General features: G+C 71.2%; 16 protein-coding genes. 9 read left to right on the top strand and 7 right to left on the bottom strand.

Features of this window, described 5'->3' with window-relative positions; genetic code table 11:
- Window positions 1–74 precede the first annotated feature (74 nt).
- Complete coding sequence (locus tag E5083_RS24085; protein ID WP_135787789.1) at window positions 75–344, bottom strand: DUF2530 domain-containing protein; 270 nt, start codon at window positions 342–344, stop codon at window positions 75–77.
- Window positions 345–536: 192 nt separating this feature from the next.
- Between E5083_RS24085 and E5083_RS24080 the strand changes: the two genes are divergently transcribed.
- Window positions 537–1,988 (top strand): NCS2 family permease, encoded by a 1,452-nt coding sequence (locus E5083_RS24080; RefSeq protein WP_135787788.1) that lies wholly within the window; start codon window positions 537–539, stop codon window positions 1,986–1,988.
- A 39-nt stretch (window positions 1,989–2,027) separates the two neighbouring features.
- Here the strand turns inward: E5083_RS24080 and E5083_RS24075 are convergent, their stop codons facing one another.
- Window positions 2,028–2,210 carry a ribbon-helix-helix protein, CopG family gene (locus tag E5083_RS24075; RefSeq protein WP_086694930.1) on the bottom strand — a complete coding sequence of 61 codons (183 nt, stop codon included), beginning with the start codon at window positions 2,208–2,210 and terminating at the stop codon, window positions 2,028–2,030.
- A gap of 153 nt (window positions 2,211–2,363) precedes the next feature.
- Here E5083_RS24075 and E5083_RS24070 point away from each other — a divergent pair, with 153 nt between their 5' ends.
- Entirely contained in the window at window positions 2,364–2,801 is a 438-nt protein-coding gene (locus E5083_RS24070; protein ID WP_030804715.1) for a MarR family winged helix-turn-helix transcriptional regulator, read from the top strand.
- 101 nt (window positions 2,802–2,902) lie between these two features.
- On the top strand, window positions 2,903–4,171 hold the full coding sequence (locus E5083_RS24065; RefSeq protein ID WP_167513615.1) for an MFS transporter: 1,269 nt from the start codon (window positions 2,903–2,905) through the stop codon (window positions 4,169–4,171).
- An 8-nt stretch (window positions 4,172–4,179) separates the two neighbouring features.
- Here the strand turns inward: E5083_RS24065 and E5083_RS24060 are convergent, their stop codons facing one another.
- Window positions 4,180–4,950, bottom strand: a complete 771-nt coding sequence (locus E5083_RS24060; RefSeq protein ID WP_135787786.1) for an inositol monophosphatase family protein — start codon at window positions 4,948–4,950, stop codon at window positions 4,180–4,182.
- A gap of 35 nt (window positions 4,951–4,985) precedes the next feature.
- Here E5083_RS24060 and thpR point away from each other — a divergent pair, with 35 nt between their 5' ends.
- The gene (gene thpR / locus E5083_RS24055; protein WP_135787785.1) at window positions 4,986–5,558 is read left to right on the top strand and encodes an RNA 2',3'-cyclic phosphodiesterase; all 573 of its coding nucleotides are present in this window, start codon (window positions 4,986–4,988) and stop codon (window positions 5,556–5,558) included.
- Window positions 5,559–5,729: 171 nt separating this feature from the next.
- On the opposite strand, the gene E5083_RS24050 is transcribed toward thpR, so the two are convergent.
- From E5083_RS24050 to E5083_RS24040, 3 genes are all read right to left on the bottom strand, one after another.
- Window positions 5,730–6,722, bottom strand: a complete 993-nt coding sequence (locus E5083_RS24050; RefSeq protein ID WP_135787784.1) for an aldo/keto reductase — start codon at window positions 6,720–6,722, stop codon at window positions 5,730–5,732.
- A 48-nt stretch (window positions 6,723–6,770) separates the two neighbouring features.
- Window positions 6,771–7,331: a Uma2 family endonuclease gene (locus E5083_RS24045; RefSeq protein ID WP_135787783.1), complete on the bottom strand. Its 561-nt coding sequence runs from the start codon at window positions 7,329–7,331 to the stop codon at window positions 6,771–6,773.
- Between the two features lie 84 nt (window positions 7,332–7,415).
- Window positions 7,416–8,090: a GDSL-type esterase/lipase family protein gene (locus E5083_RS24040; protein ID WP_135787782.1), complete on the bottom strand. Its 675-nt coding sequence runs from the start codon at window positions 8,088–8,090 to the stop codon at window positions 7,416–7,418.
- A gap of 99 nt (window positions 8,091–8,189) precedes the next feature.
- Between E5083_RS24040 and E5083_RS24035 the strand changes: the two genes are divergently transcribed.
- Window positions 8,190–9,158 (top strand): WD40 repeat domain-containing protein, encoded by a 969-nt coding sequence (locus E5083_RS24035; RefSeq protein ID WP_135787781.1) that lies wholly within the window; start codon window positions 8,190–8,192, stop codon window positions 9,156–9,158.
- A gap of 67 nt (window positions 9,159–9,225) precedes the next feature.
- Here the strand turns inward: E5083_RS24035 and serC are convergent, their stop codons facing one another.
- Complete coding sequence (gene serC / locus E5083_RS24030) at window positions 9,226–10,344, bottom strand: phosphoserine transaminase (protein WP_135787780.1); 1,119 nt, start codon at window positions 10,342–10,344, stop codon at window positions 9,226–9,228.
- A gap of 164 nt (window positions 10,345–10,508) precedes the next feature.
- Between serC and E5083_RS24025 the strand changes: the two genes are divergently transcribed.
- The 4 genes from E5083_RS24025 to E5083_RS24010 all read left to right on the top strand — a co-directional run bounded on the left by E5083_RS24025 (window position 10,509) and on the right by E5083_RS24010 (window position 16,428).
- Window positions 10,509–13,424 (top strand): FAD-binding and (Fe-S)-binding domain-containing protein, encoded by a 2,916-nt coding sequence (locus E5083_RS24025; RefSeq protein WP_167513614.1) that lies wholly within the window; start codon window positions 10,509–10,511, stop codon window positions 13,422–13,424.
- On the top strand, window positions 13,421–14,188 hold the full coding sequence (locus E5083_RS24020) for a metallophosphoesterase family protein (RefSeq protein WP_135787779.1): 768 nt from the start codon (window positions 13,421–13,423) through the stop codon (window positions 14,186–14,188). The genes E5083_RS24025 and E5083_RS24020 overlap by 4 nt, the downstream gene beginning before the upstream one ends.
- A 36-nt stretch (window positions 14,189–14,224) precedes the next feature.
- Complete coding sequence (locus E5083_RS24015; RefSeq protein ID WP_135787778.1) at window positions 14,225–15,346, top strand: lipid II:glycine glycyltransferase FemX; 1,122 nt, start codon at window positions 14,225–14,227, stop codon at window positions 15,344–15,346.
- 158 nt (window positions 15,347–15,504) lie between these two features.
- Window positions 15,505–16,428, top strand: a complete 924-nt coding sequence (locus E5083_RS24010) for an EamA family transporter (protein WP_135787777.1) — start codon at window positions 15,505–15,507, stop codon at window positions 16,426–16,428.
- The last annotated feature ends 413 nt before the right edge of the window (window positions 16,429–16,841 follow it).

Raw genomic sequence — 16,841 nt, 5'->3', positions numbered from 1 at the left:
GTTGTCATCGGACAGCAGTGGGCATGACAACACGGAATCCGCATTCCGTCCAGGGGTCCCGCACGACCCGGAGGTCACTCGGCGGGGACGGTCTCCCGCTCGGCCGCCGCCCGCTTGATAGCGGCGTCCCGCCCGCGCACGTACCAGATGCCGATCAGGCCGAGACCGGCCCCGGCCAGACAGGTCCACACCCACCACAGATGGCCGTGGTCCTCGAACCAGCCGTAGAAGGGGAGCTGGACCAGGAAGAGGACGAACCACACGATCGTGCCGCCGGTGATGGTGGCGACCACGGGCCCCTCCAGGGGCTCCGGCGCTTCGTGCTTGGGGGTCCACTTCGTCATGGGCACAGCTTACGAGGCACCACGCCACGCCCGGCAGCCCGCTGCCCCACGGACATTCGGTGAATATCTACGCGCGGAGATAGCGATCTAGGCTTCATACGTTCATACTGAAGCGGTTTGTCTTTGACTGTTTCTGTTCGTACGAAACTCCAAAGGGGCTCGGGGGAACCCTGAATGGTGAAGAGGACTCGCATGCCCACCTCGGCCACGGCCCAGGCTCCTTCCCCCGAACAGCCAGGCGGAAAGCCCTCCTACAGCGCCGTCGACCGCTACTTCAAGATCTCCGAGCGCGGCAGTTCCGTCGCGCGGGAGATCCGGGGCGGTTTCGCCACGTTCTTCGCGATGGCGTACATCATCGTCCTGAACCCGATCATCCTCGGCAGCGCCAAGGACATGTACGGGCACCACTTGGACAACGGCCAGCTCGTCACGGCCACCGCGCTCACCGCCGCCTTCACCACCCTGCTGATGGGTGTGATCGGCAACGTCCCGATCGCGCTCGCGGCCGGGCTCGGCGTCAACACGGTCGTCGCGCTCCAGCTCGCGCCGCGCATGTCGTGGCCGGACGCGATGGGCATGGTGGTGCTCGCCGGCTTCGTGGTGATGCTGCTGGTCGCCACCGGTCTGCGCGAGCGCGTGATGAACGCGGTGCCCTACGGGCTGCGCAAGGCCATCGCCATCGGCATCGGCCTGTTCATCATGCTGATCGGCCTGGTCGACTCCGGCTTCGTCACCCGTATCCCGGACATCGCCCAGACCACCGTCCCGCTCACCCTCGGCACGGGCGGTCACCTCACCGGCTGGCCGGTGCTGGTCTTCGTGCTGGGCGTGCTGCTCACCCTCGCGCTGATCGTCCGCAAGGTGCCGGGCGCGATCCTGATCTCCATCGTGGCGATGACCGTCCTCGCGGTGATCATCAACCTGGTCGCCAAGGTGCCGTCCTGGGGCCTGACCACCCCGAAGTGGCCGGGCAACCCGGTCGCCACCCCGGACTTCGGCCTGATCGGCAAGGTCAGCCTGTTCGGCGGCTTCGGCAAGGTGGGCGTGCTGACCGGCGTCCTCTTCGTCTTCACCGTCCTGCTGTCCTGCTTCTTCGACGCCATGGGCACGATCATGGGCGTCAGCGACGAGGCCAAGCTGACCGACGCCCAGGGCCAGATGCCCGGCATCAACAAGGTCCTGCTGATCGACGGCCTCGCCGTCGCGGCCGGCGGCGCCAGCTCCTCCTCGGCCACCACCTGCTTCGTGGAGTCCACCGCGGGCGTCGGCGAGGGTGCCCGTACGGGTCTCGCCAACGTCGTCACCGGCGCCCTGTTCGGCGTCTCGCTGTTCCTCACCCCGGTCGCCACCATGGTGCCGTCCCAGGCCGCCACCCCCGCGCTGCTCGCGGTCGGCTTCCTGATCCTGGCGGGCTCGATCCGGGAGATCGACTGGGCCGACTTCACCATCGCCATCCCGGCCTTCGTGACCATGGTGATGATGCCGTTCACCTACTCGATCACCAACGGCATCGGCATGGGCTTCATCACCTTCGTGGTGCTCCGCCTGGCCGCCGGGCGCGGCCGGGAGATCCCGGTGGCGATGTACGTGGTCGCGGCCGTCTTCGGCTTCTACTACCTGATGCCGGCCCTTGGTCTGACCTGACCGGGGCACGGCTGAGTTTCCTGCGGGGTCACATGAGTCTCATGTGACCCCGTAGAACTTCTCGGTCTCGTCGACGGCGGTCTGGAACCGCTCGTCGAAGTCGTCCCTGACGAGCGTGCGGATCACGTAGTCCTGCACGCTCATCCCTCTCTTGGCCGCGCGTTCCCGGAGCCTCTCTAGCAGCTCCCCGTCCATCCGCAGGCTGAGCACACTGGTCCCCATGCGTAAGAGGGTCGCCACATCCCGCCACCCGATGGGTCACTTTTCGGAACCGACTCACTCGTAAGGGTGATGACTGGACACAGTGGCGGACATCACGAGGCGTGCCGTGCGGGGTGGCGTTCCTTAGTGAGGGTAATGAGTTAGGCTAAAGACATGTCGGACCTCACCCACGGCGACGACGTGGCCGCCGTGAACTCCCTCCGCTCCGCCGTGATGCGGCTGTCCCGTCGACTCAAGCACCAGCGGGTCGACGAGTCGCTGAGCCCCACCGAGATGTCGGTCCTGGGCACGCTGTCCAACTGCGGACAGGCCACTCCGGGCGAGCTGGCGCGCAAGGAGCACGTCCAGCCGCCCTCGATGACCCGCATCGTCGCGCTCCTGGAGGCCAAGGGCCTGGTCCGGCTCGAGCCGCATCCCGAGGACCGGCGCCAGAAGGTCGTCACCCGGACCGAACAGGCCGAGGCGATGCTCGTCGAGAGCCGCCGCAAACGCAACGCGTTCCTGGCCGGCCTGGTCGAGGGCCTCGACGAGGACGAGTGGGCCACCCTGCGCGCCGCCGCCCCCGTCCTGGAGAAGCTCGCGCAACTGTAGCCACGGCTATCGCTTCAGGAGGCGACCTTTTGAGTACGGGACCCGGAGCAGCTTCCGTCCCCGCACCGGCACCTACTACCCCGGCCACCGGCAGAACGTCGATGTTCAGCTCGCTGAAGGTCCGGAACTACCGGCTGTTCTTCGCCGGTCAGGTCGTCTCCAACACCGGCACCTGGATGCAGCGCATCGCCCAGGACTGGCTGGTGCTGAGCCTCACCGGCTCCTCGGCGGCCGTCGGCATCACCACCGCCCTGCAGTTCCTGCCTATGCTGCTCTTCGGCCTGTACGGCGGTGTCCTCGTCGACCGGCTGCCCAAGCGGCCCGCGCTGCTGTTCACCCAGTCCGCGATGGCCCTCACCGGCCTCGCGCTGGCCGCCCTCACCCTCTCCGGACACGTCCAGGTCTGGCACGTGTACGTCGCCGCCTTCGCGGTCGGTCTCGCCACGGTCGTGGACAACCCGGCCCGGCAGTCCTTCGTCTCCGAGATGGTCGGCCCCGGCCAGCTCCAGAACGCGGTCAGCCTGAACTCGGCCAACTTCCAGTCCGCCCGGCTGGTCGGCCCGGCGGTCGCCGGTCTGATGATCACCGGAGTGGGCACCGGGTGGGCGTTCCTCGCCAACGGGCTGTCCTTCGTCGCGCCCATCACCGGGCTGCTGCTGATGCGCACCCGTGAGCTGCACTCCGTCGACCGAGCCCCGCGCGGCAAGGGCCAGCTCCGGGAGGGGCTGCGGCATGTCGCCGGGCGGCCGGAGCTGATCTGGCCCATCGTGCTCGTCGGGTTCATCGGCACCTTCGGCTTCAACTTCCCCGTCTGGCTCACCGCCTTCGCCGACGACGTGTTCCACGCCGGCGCCGGTGCGTACAGCCTCTTCAACACCCTGATGGCCGTCGGCTCCCTGATCGGCGCCCTGCTCGCCGCGCGGCGCGGTACGGCCCGGTTCCGGGTGCTGGTCGCGGCCGCGCTGGCCTTCGGCACGGTGGAGATCGTCGCCGCGCTGGCGCCGTCCTACTGGCTGTTCGCCCTCCTGATGGTCCCCATCGGCGCGTTCGGCCTCACGGTCAACGTCACCGCCAACACCGCCGTCCAGATGTCCACCGACCCGGCCATGCGGGGCCGTGTGATGTCCCTCTTCATGATGGTCTTCATGGGCGGCACCCCGCTCGGCGCTCCCCTCGTCGGCTGGGTCACCGACACCTACGGCGCCCGCTTCGGTTTCGTCGCGGGCGGCGTGATCTCGGCGGCTGCGGCCGCGGTCATCGGGCTGTTCCTGGCCCACGCGGGGGATCTCCGTCTGAGGCTGAGCTGGCACCGGGGGCCGCATCTGCGGTTCGTGCCGAGGGGGAGCGAGGAGCTGACGCCGGCGGCGTGAGGGGACGGTCAGCGGATCAGCTTCATCAACAGGCTGTGGGTCTCTGCGTCCGCTGCCGCCACCAAGCCCCTGCTGGTCGGGCCCAGTGGTGCGCCGTCGATGCCCGTGACCACACAGCCCGCCGCCCGGCACAGGGCGATGCCGGCGGCGAAGTGGACGCTGCCGGAGAGGCCGGTGCCGTCGGTGACGTACGCGGCTCGGCGGCCTGCTGCCACCCAGGTCAGAGCCAGGGTGGTGGAGACCACCCGAGGGCGGAAGCGCGCCACGAACACCGGGTGTGCCAGGAGGTCCGTGGCGCGGAAGTCGGGGGTGCTCGGGAAGGGCGGGTCGAGGTTGACGTCCACCAGGGAGGTCGCCGCCGTGGGGCGCAGGGGAGTGTCGGTGCCCTCGTGGTGGAGCCAGGCCGTGTTGCCGTCGGTGCGGAAGACCTCGCCGGTGAAGGGGTCGGCCACCGCTGCGGGGCCGTCGCGGAGGGCCACGTTGACGGCGACGAGCGGGGTGCCGACGGCGTAGTTGAGGGTGCCGCACAGGGGGTCCACGAGCCAGAGGCGCCCGGTGTCGGTGGCGCCCTGTCGGCCGCCCTCCTCGCCGAGTACCGCGTCGTGGGGCCGGGCCGCGCGGATGACGTCCAGGATGGCCCGCTCGGCCGCCACGTCGGCCGCCGTGGCGAAGTCCCCGGCGCCCTTGTCGATCCGGGCCAGTTCCTTGCCGTAGCCCTCGCGCACTACTTCGGCGCCGGCCAGGGCGCCCGCTGTCGCTATGTCGAGGTCGTCGGTCACGGTGCCGCAGCGTACCGGTCTGGGATGGTGAGGGGATGAGACTCTTCGCCGCCGTCCTGCCGCCCCCGGGCGCCGTGGCGGAGCTGGGCCGGGAGGTACGGGCGCTACGGCGGCTCGCCGGGGCCGACGCGCTGCGGTGGACCCAGCCGGACGGCTGGCACTTCACGCTGGCCTTCTACGGCGAGGTCCCTGAGGACACCGTGCCCGAGCTGGAACGCCGTCTGGAGCGCGCGGCCACGCGGAGCGCACCCTTCCCGCTGGCCCTCGCCGGAGGCGGCAGCTTCGGCCGGGGCAAGGCCCTGTGGACCGGAGCCTCCGGCGACCTCACCGCCCTGGGCAGGCTGGCCGGACGGGCCCAGGCGGCCGGACGGCGGGCCGGGGTGGGCGGCGAGGAGCACCGGCCCTACCGGGCGCATCTCACACTGGCCCGAGGCAAGGGCGACACCGACCTACGGCCGTACGTCGACGCCCTCGCCGAATTCGCCGGTACCGCTTGGACGGTGGGCGAACTGGTCCTCGTCCGCAGCCACCTGCCCACCTCCGACGTGCCCGGTGAGCAGCCCCGGTACGACCCGGTCGGCCGCTGGGCACTGGGCGCGGCCCGTTAGGCTCGTCGTCGTGGAACCGAAAATCCGGAACCGGATCATGGCCGGTGCGCTCGTGCTGATGCTGGTGGTCGTCGCCGTGGCGGCGGCCATCCACTGACGGCTGCCGCCCAAGGCCGCTCCGCGGGGAACCCCGTACGGAGCGGCCTTTCCTGTGCCGCTACTCGCTTGCCGCTACCAGGCGAACGCCTCCGGGGCGGGACCGGGGCCGGGGAAGATCTCGTCCAGGCTCGTCAGCAGCTCCTCGCTCAGCTCCAGCTCCACCGCGCGCAGCGCCGAGTCGAGCTGGTCCTTGGTGCGCGGGCCGACGATGGGGCCGGTGACGCCGGGCCGGGTCAGCAGCCAGGCGAGGGCGACCTCGCCGGGCTCCAGGCCGTGCTTGGCGAGCAGCTCCTCGTACGCCTCGATCCGGGTGCGCGTGGCCGTGTCCGCGAGGGCGTCGGCCGCGCGGCCGGAGGCGCGGCGCCCGCGCTCGGCCTCCTTACGGATGACCCCGCCCAGCAGACCGCCGTGCAGCGGCGACCAGGGGATGATGCCGAGCCCGTAGTCCTGGGCGGCCGGGATGACCTCCATCTCGGCGCGGCGCTCGGCGAGGTTGTACAGGCACTGCTCGCTGACCAGGCCGAGGGTGTTGCCCCGGCGCAGGGCCGTCTCGTTGGCCTGGGCGATCTTGTAGCCGGGGAAGTTGGAGGAACCGGCGTAGAGGACCTTGCCCTGGGTGACCAGGACGTCGACCGCCTGCCAGATCTCCTCGAACGGGGTGTTCCGGTCGATGTGGTGGAACTGGTAGATGTCGATGTAGTCGGTCTGCAGCCGCTTCAGGCTGGCGTCCACCGCGCGACGGATGTTCAGCGCGGAGAGCTTGTCGTAGTTGGGCCAGGGCTCGCCTTCTGTGCCCATGTTCCCGTAAACCTTGGTGGCCAGGACGGTTTTCTCCCGCCGCTCGCCGCCCTTCGCGAACCAGGTTCCGATGATCTCCTCGGTACGGCCCTTGTTCTCGCCCCAGCCGTACACGTTCGCGGTGTCGAAGTAGTTGATGCCCGCGTCCAGCGCCGCGTCCATGATCGCGTGGCTGTCCGCCTCGTCGGTCTGCGGCCCGAAGTTCATGGTCCCCAGCACCAGCCGGCTGACCTTCAGACCCGTACGTCCAAGCTGCGTATACCTCATGCCCACCTAGCCAACGTCTTGGAGCGCGCTCTAGGCAAGCGGTGGGAGTCAGTCGCGGGGGAAGTCGTGGGTTTTGAGGATGAGGTCGATCGCGGTGCCGGTGAGCCTCAGGTCGGTTCCGAAGGCGACCGTTTCCCGGACCATGTACTCGTCGTCCTTCGGCTTGCTGTAGACGTGGGACTTGCCCTGTCGGGGGTCCACGACGAGGTATAGCGGGACCTTCGCCGAGGCGTACGCGGCCTGCTTCGGGCCAGGTGCGGGGTCCACCGTGTCCAGGGGGAGGACCTCGGCGGCGAACTGGACGTCCGCGCAGCGCCAGAGGCCCCGGCCATCCTTCTCGGCCTCTTCGGCGACCAGCATCAGATCTGGTGCGTAGCTGTTCATCGGTCCCGGCAGGTCGAGCCGGGCACCGGACTTCAGCCGCGCACGGGGGTGCCTGGTCCGCAGTTGCTCGTACAGGTCGGCGGTGATCTCCCACTGGGATTCACGTCGGCTGGTCAACTGGACCGTCCCCTCGATGATCTCGGCCTTGTACCCCTCGGGCACCGGCATCGCTTCGAGACGTGCGAACCAGTCGTCCAGCGTGGTCGGCGTACCGATCCCGGCCATGTGGCGTTCCTCCCCACCGTCTCCTGGTGAGCTGTTGAACGAAACGCACAGCCACCCGGCAACGCCACGATCACGTCGACATGATCAAGCCACGTACGGCTCCCCCAGCCCCCACGCCTCGTACATCGCCCCCGCCAACGCCCCCGCGATCCGGTGCTCGCCGCTCGCGTTGGGATGTGTGCCGTCGTAGGTGTCCGTGTGGATGTCCCAGCCCTCCGGCGCCGAGGCCAGCAGCAGCGGGGACCGGGGTTCGTCCAGGTCGGCGGCCGTCTTGGCGAGGAGGGTGTTGAAGAGGTCGACCTGTTCGGCGAAGGGGCCGTCCTCCTGGGCGCGTATGTTCGGGATGACCGGCAGGAGGACCATGCGGACACGCGGACGCGCCTCACGGGCCGCCGCCACGAACGCCCGCACGTTGTCGGCCGTCTGCTCCGCGTTGGTGTAGAAGCCCAGGTCGATCAGCCCGAGGGAGACCAGCAGCACGTCGGCCCGGTGCGCCCGCACCGCCTCCCCGATCAGCGGAGCCATGTGCTGCCAGCCCTCGCCCCAGCCGGCGAGGTGGGCGCGCGGGAAGTCGGGGTCGGCGTACTCGTAGGAGTCGGGCTCCCCGGTGGCCTGGTCGTACAGCGTCTCGCGGGGACCGACGATCTGGAACGGGCCGCCGTATGTGCCCCGCAGGTGCTGCCACAGCCGGTAACGCCACGTGTGTTCGCCCGCGCTCCCGATCGTCATGGAGTCACCTACGGGCATGAACCTGAGCATCCGCTCATGATGGCGGATCGCGGTATGGGCCCGCACCCAGGGCCGATGTGAGGCCCACCACCCCAAGTGAACGCCCGCGCCAGGTGGCAGTCTTGGACCATGCGCCGACCGTTCGCCCTGCTTGCCGGGGCCCTGCTCGCGGGTGCCTGCGCCCTGCCCGCCCACGCCGCGGACGGGGACCAGGGGTTCACCATCGAGGACCCCAGGATCACCGAGTCCAGCGGCCTGGCCGCCTCCCACCTGCACCCGGGCGTCTACTGGACGCACAACGACAGCGACGACGGCCCCTACCTCTACGCCGTCGACAGCCGCACCGGCAAGACCGTCGCCACGCTCACCCTGCGCGGCATCGGCTCCCCGCGCGACGTGGAGGCCATCTCCATCGGGCCTGACCATCAGATCTACGTCGGCGACATCGGGGACAACTTCCACGGCCGCTGGCCCTACGTCTGGATCTACCGCCTGCCCGAGCCCAAGACCCTGCAGGACCAGACGGTCACGGCCACGCAGTACGTCGTGAAGTACTCCGACGGCCCCCGCGACGCCGAGTCGCTGATGGTCCACCCCAAGACCGGCCGCGTCTACATCATCGACAAGAACGAGGACGGCGGCCACCTGTACGAGGGCCCCGCCCAACTGTCGTCCTCCGGCGCGAACATCTTCCGCCCGGTGGCCCCCGTCGACCTGTGGGCCACCGACGCGGCCTTCTCGCCGAATGGTCAACAGCTCGCCGTACGCGGCTACTTCGGCGGCATCTCCTACGACTGGAACGGCGGCCGGATCAAGAAGCTGGACCGGCTGAACGTACCCCTCCAGGGCCAGGGCGAGTCCGTCAGCTACTCCGCCGACGGCACCAAGCTGATGTACGGCAGCGAGGGCGCGCAGAGCCAGGTACGGGCGCTGGAAGCGCCGGAGGGTGGTGCCGTGGCCTCCAAGTCGCCGTCCACTGGAGGTAGTTCCGCCTCGGGGGAGAAGACCGGCGGGGGCGGCCTCAAGACCGGCGCCGTCCTCCTCGCCCTCGGCGTTGCCGCCGTGTTCGGCATGCGACTGATGCGGCGCAAGCGCTAGGCGCGCGGCATGCGAAGGGGCGCCCGGTTCACCACCGGGCGCCCCTTCTCACGTGGATCTACAGGTTTCAGATCCGCTCGATGACATAGTCGACGCACTTGGTGAGCGCCTCGACGTCGGCCGGGTCGATCGCCGGGAACATGGCGACGCGGAGCTGGTTGCGGCCGAGCTTGCGGTACGGCTCGGTGTCCACGATGCCGTTGGCGCGCAGCGCCTTGGCGACGGCCGCCGCGTCGATCTCGTCCGCGAAGTCGATCGTGCCGATGACCTGCGACCGCTTGGCCGGGTCGGTGACGAACGGCGTCGCGTACTTCGACTCCTCCGCCCAGGTGTACAGCCGGGTCGAGGAGTCCTTGGTACGGCCGGTGGCGAAGTCCAGGCCGCCCTGGCCGTTCAGCCACTCGAGCTGCTCGTTGAGCAGGAAGAGCGTGGCGAGCGCCGGGGTGTTGTACGTCTGGTTCTTGCGGGAGTTGTCGATCGCCGTCGGCAGGCTGAAGAACTCCGGGATGTGCCGGCCGGACGCGTGGACGCGCTCGGCGCGCTCGATGGCGGCCGGGGAGAACACGCCGATCCACAGGCCGCCGTCGGAGGCGAAGGACTTCTGCGGGGCGAAGTAGTAGACGTCCGTCTCGGAGACGTCGACCGGGAGGCCGCCCGCGCCGGAGGTGGCGTCCACCAGGACGAGCGAGCCCTCGTCGGCACCGGCCACGCGCTTGATCGGCATGGCGACACCGGTGGAGGTCTCGTTGTGGGTGAACGCGTACACGTCCACGCCCGCCTCGGCGCTCGGCTCGGGGTGGGTGCCGGGGTCGGAGGCGATGACGGTCGGCTCGGCCAGCCAGGGGGCGAGCTTGGCCGCCTTGGCGAACTTGGAGGAGAACTCACCGAAGTTGAGGTGCTGGGACTTGGACTCGATCAGCCCGTGGGTGGCGATGTCCCAGAACGCGGTGGAGCCGCCGTTGCCGAGGACGACCTCGTAGCCGTCGGGGAGGGAGAACAGGGAGCTGATGCCTTCGCGGACCTGGCCCACCAGGTTCTTGACCGGGGCCTGCCGGTGGGAGGTGCCCAGCAGGGAACTGCCGGTCGCCGCGAGCGCGGCGAGCGCCTCCGTCCGCACCTTGGAGGGGCCTGCGCCGAAGCGTCCGTCGGCGGGCTTGATGTCAGCGGGGATCTCGATGTCGGCCACGAGCCGGAGCGTATCGGGTGCGTGAAACGGGACGAAGCCGTGTCCGTCGGATGAGACGACTCCTCCGGGTCGTGGACTTGTGCGGTCGTACGACGATCTGAGGATCGGGGTGTGCCTGTGGACAACTTCTGATGACGTTGCGTGATCGGATGCATGCTGGAGCCATGACCGATCGACGGGGGACTGAGATGGGGATCGAGGACGACGGCGGGCTGGCCGCCGAGCTGCGGGAGGTCGTGCGGGGCGAGGTCCGCTTCGACGCGACCGCACGAGCGCTGATGACCATGGACGCGTCCAACTACCGGCGGGTCCCGCTGGGCGTGGTCGCCCCTCGGGACGCCGAGGACGTGGCCGCCGTGCTGGAGGTGTGCCGGGCACGGGGGACACCGGTGGTCGCGCGGGGCGGGGGTACGTCCATCGCCGGGCAGGCGACGGGTACCGGGGTGGTGCTGGACTTCACCCGGCACATGAACGGCCTGCTGGAGCTTGACCCGGACGGGCGTACGGCGAGGGTCCAGCCGGGCCTGGTGCTGGACCGGCTCCAGGCGGCGGCCGCCCCGCACGGCCTCCGCTTCGGCCCCGACCCCTCCACGCACGGCCGCTGCACGCTCGGCGGCATGATCGGCAACAACTCCTGCGGTGCCCACTCGGTGGCCTGGGGCACCACCGCCGACAGTGTGCGCGAACTGTCCGTACTCACCGCGCGCGGCGAACGGCTGCGCCTCGGCCGGGACTGGTCGGGCGCACCGGAGGGGCTGCGGACGCTGGTGGAGGGGGAGTTGGCCCGGCTGCGCACCGGCTTCCCCGAGCTGCCCCGCCGGATCTCCGGGTACGCCCTGGACGCCCTGCTCCCCGAGCACGGCGCCGACGTGGCCCGCTCCTTCTGCGGCTCCGAGGGCACCCTCGGCGTCCTCACGGAGGCGGTGCTGGACCTGGTGGAGGCGCCGGCCGTCCACGCCCTGGCCGTGCTGGGGTACGCCGACGAGAGCGCCGCCGCCGATGCCGCGTCCGGTCTGCTGCCGTACGGCCCGCTGACCGTGGAGGGTATGGCGGCCGACCTGATCCGGGCGCCGATCGGGCTGCCGAAGGGCGGCGCGTGGCTGTTCGTGGAGACGGGCGGCGCCTCGGAGGGGGAGGCGCGGGCCCGCGCGGAGGCGGTCGTGCGTGCGGCCGACGCGGTGGACGCGCTGGTCGTCACCGACCCCCTCGCCCAGCGCGGCCTGTGGCGGCTGCGGGAGGACGCGAGCGGCACGGCGACCCGGATGCCGGACGGTACGGAGGCATGGCCCGGCTGGGAGGACTGCGCGGTACCGCCCGCCCGCCTCGGCGCCTACCTGCGCGACTTCCGCGCCCTGCTCACCGCCCACGGCCTGCGCGGCGCTCCCTACGGCCACTTCGGGGAGGGCTGTGTCCATGTCCGGATCGACTTCGACCTGCTCACCGAGGCCGGGGTGGCCCGGTTCCGCCGCTTCTCCGAGGAGCAGGCCGACCTGGTGGTCTCCCACGGCGGCTCGCTGTCCGGGGAGCACGGCGACGGGCAGGCCCGTGCGGAACTGCTGCCGCGTATGTACGGCGCCGAGATGGTGGCGCTGTTCGAGCGGGCCAAGGCGGTGTGGGACCCCGACGACCTGCTGAACCCCGGCATGCTGGTCCGCCCGGCCCGGCTGGACGACAACCTCCGCTTCGCGGTGCTGCCCCGCCGCCCGGTGGACGTCGCCTTCGGCTACCCGCACGACGACGGCGACTTCCGCGCGGCCGTCCGCCGGTGCGTCGGGGTCGCCAAGTGCCGTACGGAGTCGGGGGGCGGGTCCGCGGTGATGTGCCCGTCGTTCCGGGCGACCGGGGAGGAGGAGCACTCCACCCGGGGGCGGGCGCGGCTGCTGCACGAGATGCTCGCGGGCGAGGTGATCACCGACGGCTGGCGCTCGACCGAGGTCCGGGACGCCCTCGACCTGTGTCTGTCCTGCAAGGGGTGCCGCTCGGACTGCCCGGTCGGCGTCGACATGGCCACCTACAAGGCGGAGTTCCTGCACCACCACTACGCGGGCCGGCTGCGCCCGGCCGCCCACTACAGCCTGGGCTCGCTGCCGGTGTGGCTGCGGTGGGTGGCCCGTGCGCGGGCGGCGCCGCTGGTCAACCGGCTCGCCGCGGTGGGACCGTTGGCCCGGCTGGGGAAACGGATGGGCGGGATCGCGCGGGAGCGGGAGATCCCCCGGCTGGCGTCGGGGACGTTCAGCAGGTGGTGGCGGGCGCGGCCACCGGCGCCGGAGAGCGGCGGCTCGGGGCAACTGGTCGTGCTGTGGCCGGACACCTTCACCGAGCATCTGTCGCCGTCCGTCGGGCGGGCCGCCGTCCGGGTACTGGAGTCGGCCAGACTGCGGGTGGCGCTGCCGCCGACCCTGCTGCCCGGCAGGCGCCCGGTGGCAGACGGCACCTCGCGCACGCCGGCCGCGCTGCTCGGGGCCCGTCGCGCCCAGGTCTGCTGCGGGCTCACCTACATCTCCACCGGCCGCCTGGACCGGGCCCGCGCGGTGCTGCGCCGCACGCTGGACCTGATGGAACCGGTACTGGAGGCCGGGGTCCCGGTCGTCGTCCTGGAACCGAGCTGCGCGGCGGCCCTCCGCGCCGACCTCCCCGACCTCCTGCCCGACGACCCCCGCGCATCCCGCCTGGCCGCCACCGTCCACACCTTCGCGGAAACCCTCCGCCAATACGCCCCCCACTGGGCCCCACCCGCCCTCAACCTGCCCGTCACCGGCCAGACCCACTGCCACCAGCACGCCGTCCTCGGTGACACCGCCGACCGCGACCTGCGCACCTCCGCCGCCCTCACCGGCCCCCTGACCGGCGGCTGCTGCGGCCTGGCCGGCAACTTCGGCTTCGAGAAGGGCCACTTCGACGTCTCCCGCACCTGCGCGGAAGACCAACTCCTCCCCGCCCTCCACTCCGCCCCCGAAAACGCGGCGATCCTGGCAGACGGCTACTCCTGCCGAACCCAGATCGAGCAACTGACGGGCATACGGGCCCGGCATCTGGCGGAGGTATTGGCTGAGGGGCTGGAGAGGGAGGGGCGGGAGTGAGCGAGGAGTACGGGCGGGTCGCGGTCCTCTCCGACATCCACGGCGTGCTGCCGGCCCTGGAGGCGGTGCTCGCGGAGCCCGAGGTGGCGGCCGCCGACCGGATCGTCGTCACCGGCGACATCGCCGCGGGTCCGCAGCCGGCCGAGGTGCTGGACCTGCTGCGCGGACTGGGCGACCAGGTCCTGTGGCTCGGCGGGAACGCGGACCGGGAACTGGTCGAGTACCGGCGGGGCGAGCGCACGGAGATCCCCGACCCCATCGGGGTGTTCGCCGCACGGGCCCTGCGCGCCGAGCAGGTGGACCTCCTGGCCTCGCTGCCCGCCACCCTGACCCTGCGCGTCCGGGGCCTCGGAGAAGTGCTGTTCTGCCACGCGACTCCGCGCGACGACGAGGAGGTCGTCCTCGTCGACTCCCGCCCCGGCCGCTGGGCCGAGGTGCTCGACGGCGTGCCGCCCGGCGTCGGCACCGTGGTCTGCGGCCACACCCACATGCCCTACGTCCGGCTCGCGCACGGCCGGCTGATCGTCAACCCCGGCAGCGTCGGCATGCCGTACGGCCGTCCCGGCGCCCACTGGGGCCTGCTCGGTCCCGGAGCCGACCTGCGGGTGACGGCGTACGACATACCGGAGGCAGTCGCCCGGCTCACGGCCGACTGCGCGTACCCCGACATCGCCGCCTGGGCCGACTGCTATCTGCGCGCACGGGTGACGGACACGGAGGCGTTGGCGGCGTTCGGGCCCAGGGACGGGAGGTCGGGATCGTAGGGTGACCGGGTCTGCCTGCGCGAAGGAGTCCTCCGTATGACCCTCACCCTGCGCCCCATCAGCCGGGCCGAGCATCTGGCGTTTGTGGGTTCGCGGTCCTCGGTCAGTCATATGCAGGTGCCGTCGTGGGGGGAGGTGAAGCCCGACTGGCGGGCGGAGAGCCTGGGGTGGTTCGACGGGGACGGGCGGATCGTGGGGGCGGGGCTGGTGCTGTTGCGGCCGTTGCCCAAGGTGAAGCGGTATCTGGCGTATCTGCCGGAGGGGCCGGTGATCGACTGGCACGCGGACGGCCTGGAGCGCCGGCTGGAGCCGATGCTGGCGCATCTGAAGGCACGGGGGGCGTTCTCGGTGAAGATGGGCCCGCCGGTGGTGGCCCGGCGCTGGAGCCCGGAGGCGGTCAAGGCCGCCATCGCCGACCCGGCCGCGCACCGGCTCCGGGACGCCGAGCCGACCTGGCAGGACTCACGCGCCCAGGCCCTCGCCGACCGGCTGCGCGGCATGGGCTGGCGGCAGAGCGAACCGGACGCCGAGGAGGGCTTCGCGGCGGGGCAGCCCCGGTACGTGTGCCAGGTGCCGTTCGCCGGGCGGTCGCTGGAGGAGATCCACGGCGGGCTCAACCAGCAGTGGCGGCGCAACATCAAGAAGGCCGAGAAGGCGGGCGTGAAGGTGGTGCGCGGCGGCGCGGACGACCTGCCGGTGTTCTACGAGCTGTACCGGGAGACGGCCGAGCGCGACCGTTTCATCCCGCGCCCGCTGGCGTACTTCCAGCGGATGTGGGCCGCGCTGGCCAACGAGGACCCGGACCGCATGCGGTTGTACCTCGCCCACCACGACGGGGAGGTGCTGGCGGCGGCGACGATGCTGATCGTGGGCAGCCACGTCTGGTACTCGTACGGCGCCTCCACCGCCCGCAAGCGGGAGGTGCAGCCCAACAACGCCATGCAGTGGCGGATGATGTCCGACGCCCACGAGCTGGGCGCGCACGTCTACGACTTCCGAGGCATCACCGACACCCTGGAGGAGTCCAACCACCTGCTCGGCCTGCTCCGCTTCAAGGTCGGCGCGGGCGGCGAGGCGGCGGAGTACGTGGGGGAGTGGGGCTTCCCGCTGAACAAGATGCTGCACAAGGCGTTCGACCTGTACATGTCCCGCCGCTGAGACACCGGCCCGCCGGGCCTTGATCTCAGCATCCAAGACGCCGCCTGCGTACAGTGGCATAAGGGTTCACACACCTGACGGAGGTCCATTACCGTGGACCGGGAAGTACATCGAGGTGTACGTATGAAGCCCACTCCCGCCGCTCCCCAGGACAGCCCGTGACCACCGTCCGTACCTCCACCCCGGCCAAGACCCCCACCACCCCGGACTCCCCCGGCCGGTTCGGCTCGCTGGGGCCGGTCGGGCTGGTGCTGGCGGGCGGGATATCGGTCCAGTTCGGCGGGGCGCTCGCGGTGACGCTGATGCCCCGCGCGGGCGCGCTCGGCGTGGTGACGCTGCGGCTGGTGGCGGCGGCCGTCGTGCTGCTGGTGGTGTGCCGGCCCAAGCTGCGGGGACACTCCCGTACGGACTGGGGGACGGTGATCGTCTTCGGTCTCACCATGGCCGGGATGAACGGCCTCTTCTACCAGGCGGTCGCCCGTATCCCGCTCGGCCTCGCGGTCACCCTGGAAGTCCTCGGACCGCTCGCCCTGTCCGTCTTCGCCTCCCGCCGCGCGATCAACGCCGTGTGGGCGGGCCTCGCCCTGGCGGGCGTCTTCCTGCTGGGCGGCGGAGGGTTCAGCGGGCTCGACCCGCTGGGCGTCGGCTTCGCACTGTCGGCGGGCGTCATGTGGGCGGCGTACATCATCTTCAGCGCCCGTACGGGGCGCCGCTTCCCCCAGGCCGACGGGCTGGCCCTCGCGATGGGCGTGGCCGCGTTGGTGTTCCTCCCGCTGGGCATCGTCGACGCGGGCACTCGGCTGCTGAACCCGACCACCATCGCCCTCGGTTCGGCAGTGGCCCTGCTCTCCTCGGTCCTCCCCTACACCCTCGAACTCCTCGCCCTCCGCCGCCTCCCAGCCCCCACCTTCGCCATCCTCATGAGCCTGGAGCCGGCCGTGGCGGCCACCGCGGGTTTCTTCGTCCTCCACCAGACCCTCTCCTTGACGCAGGCCGCCGCCATCGCACTGGTCATCGCGGCGAGCATCGGCGCGGTGCGGACGCAGACCCGGCGGGTGGCGCCGCCGGCGCCGGAGGCGTAGGCACTCCGTTCAGGGGGCCGGGGTGTTGCCGCGCTGCTCGTTGATGTGCGGCCACTCGTGTGCGCCCCGGCCGGCCTGGCGTGCCGTTGCGCGGATGGCTGCCGTGTGCCGCCTCGATCACCAGTGCCGTACGCCCGGGCGGGGGTGGCGGATGCGGTGATCAGGCCGGGGTTTCCGACCTAGGTGTGACCACCGGGTCAGCCTGTGCCTCGCTGGGCTTGTGCCGTCTTGGTGTTGGCGGAGGCGATAGGCCGGTCTCCCCATGGTGGGGCGGTGCACTACGCGGAGCGCGCCCTGCCGCTCGCGGCGTCTGAACCCTCGCCTCTGCTGGAGCCGCAGGCGGCCGACACCGGGCGCCACCCCGGTCACGGTCCGGTGTGCGTCGGACGCGTTGGGGCTGGGCGAGTGCTCGG

The sequence above is a fragment of the Streptomyces bauhiniae genome, assembly GCF_004784475.1.
Lineage (GTDB): Bacteria > Actinomycetota > Actinomycetes > Streptomycetales > Streptomycetaceae > Streptomyces > Streptomyces seoulensis.
The sequence above is the reverse complement of the archived record's forward strand: the minus strand, read 5'-3'. Positions and strand labels throughout refer to the sequence as shown.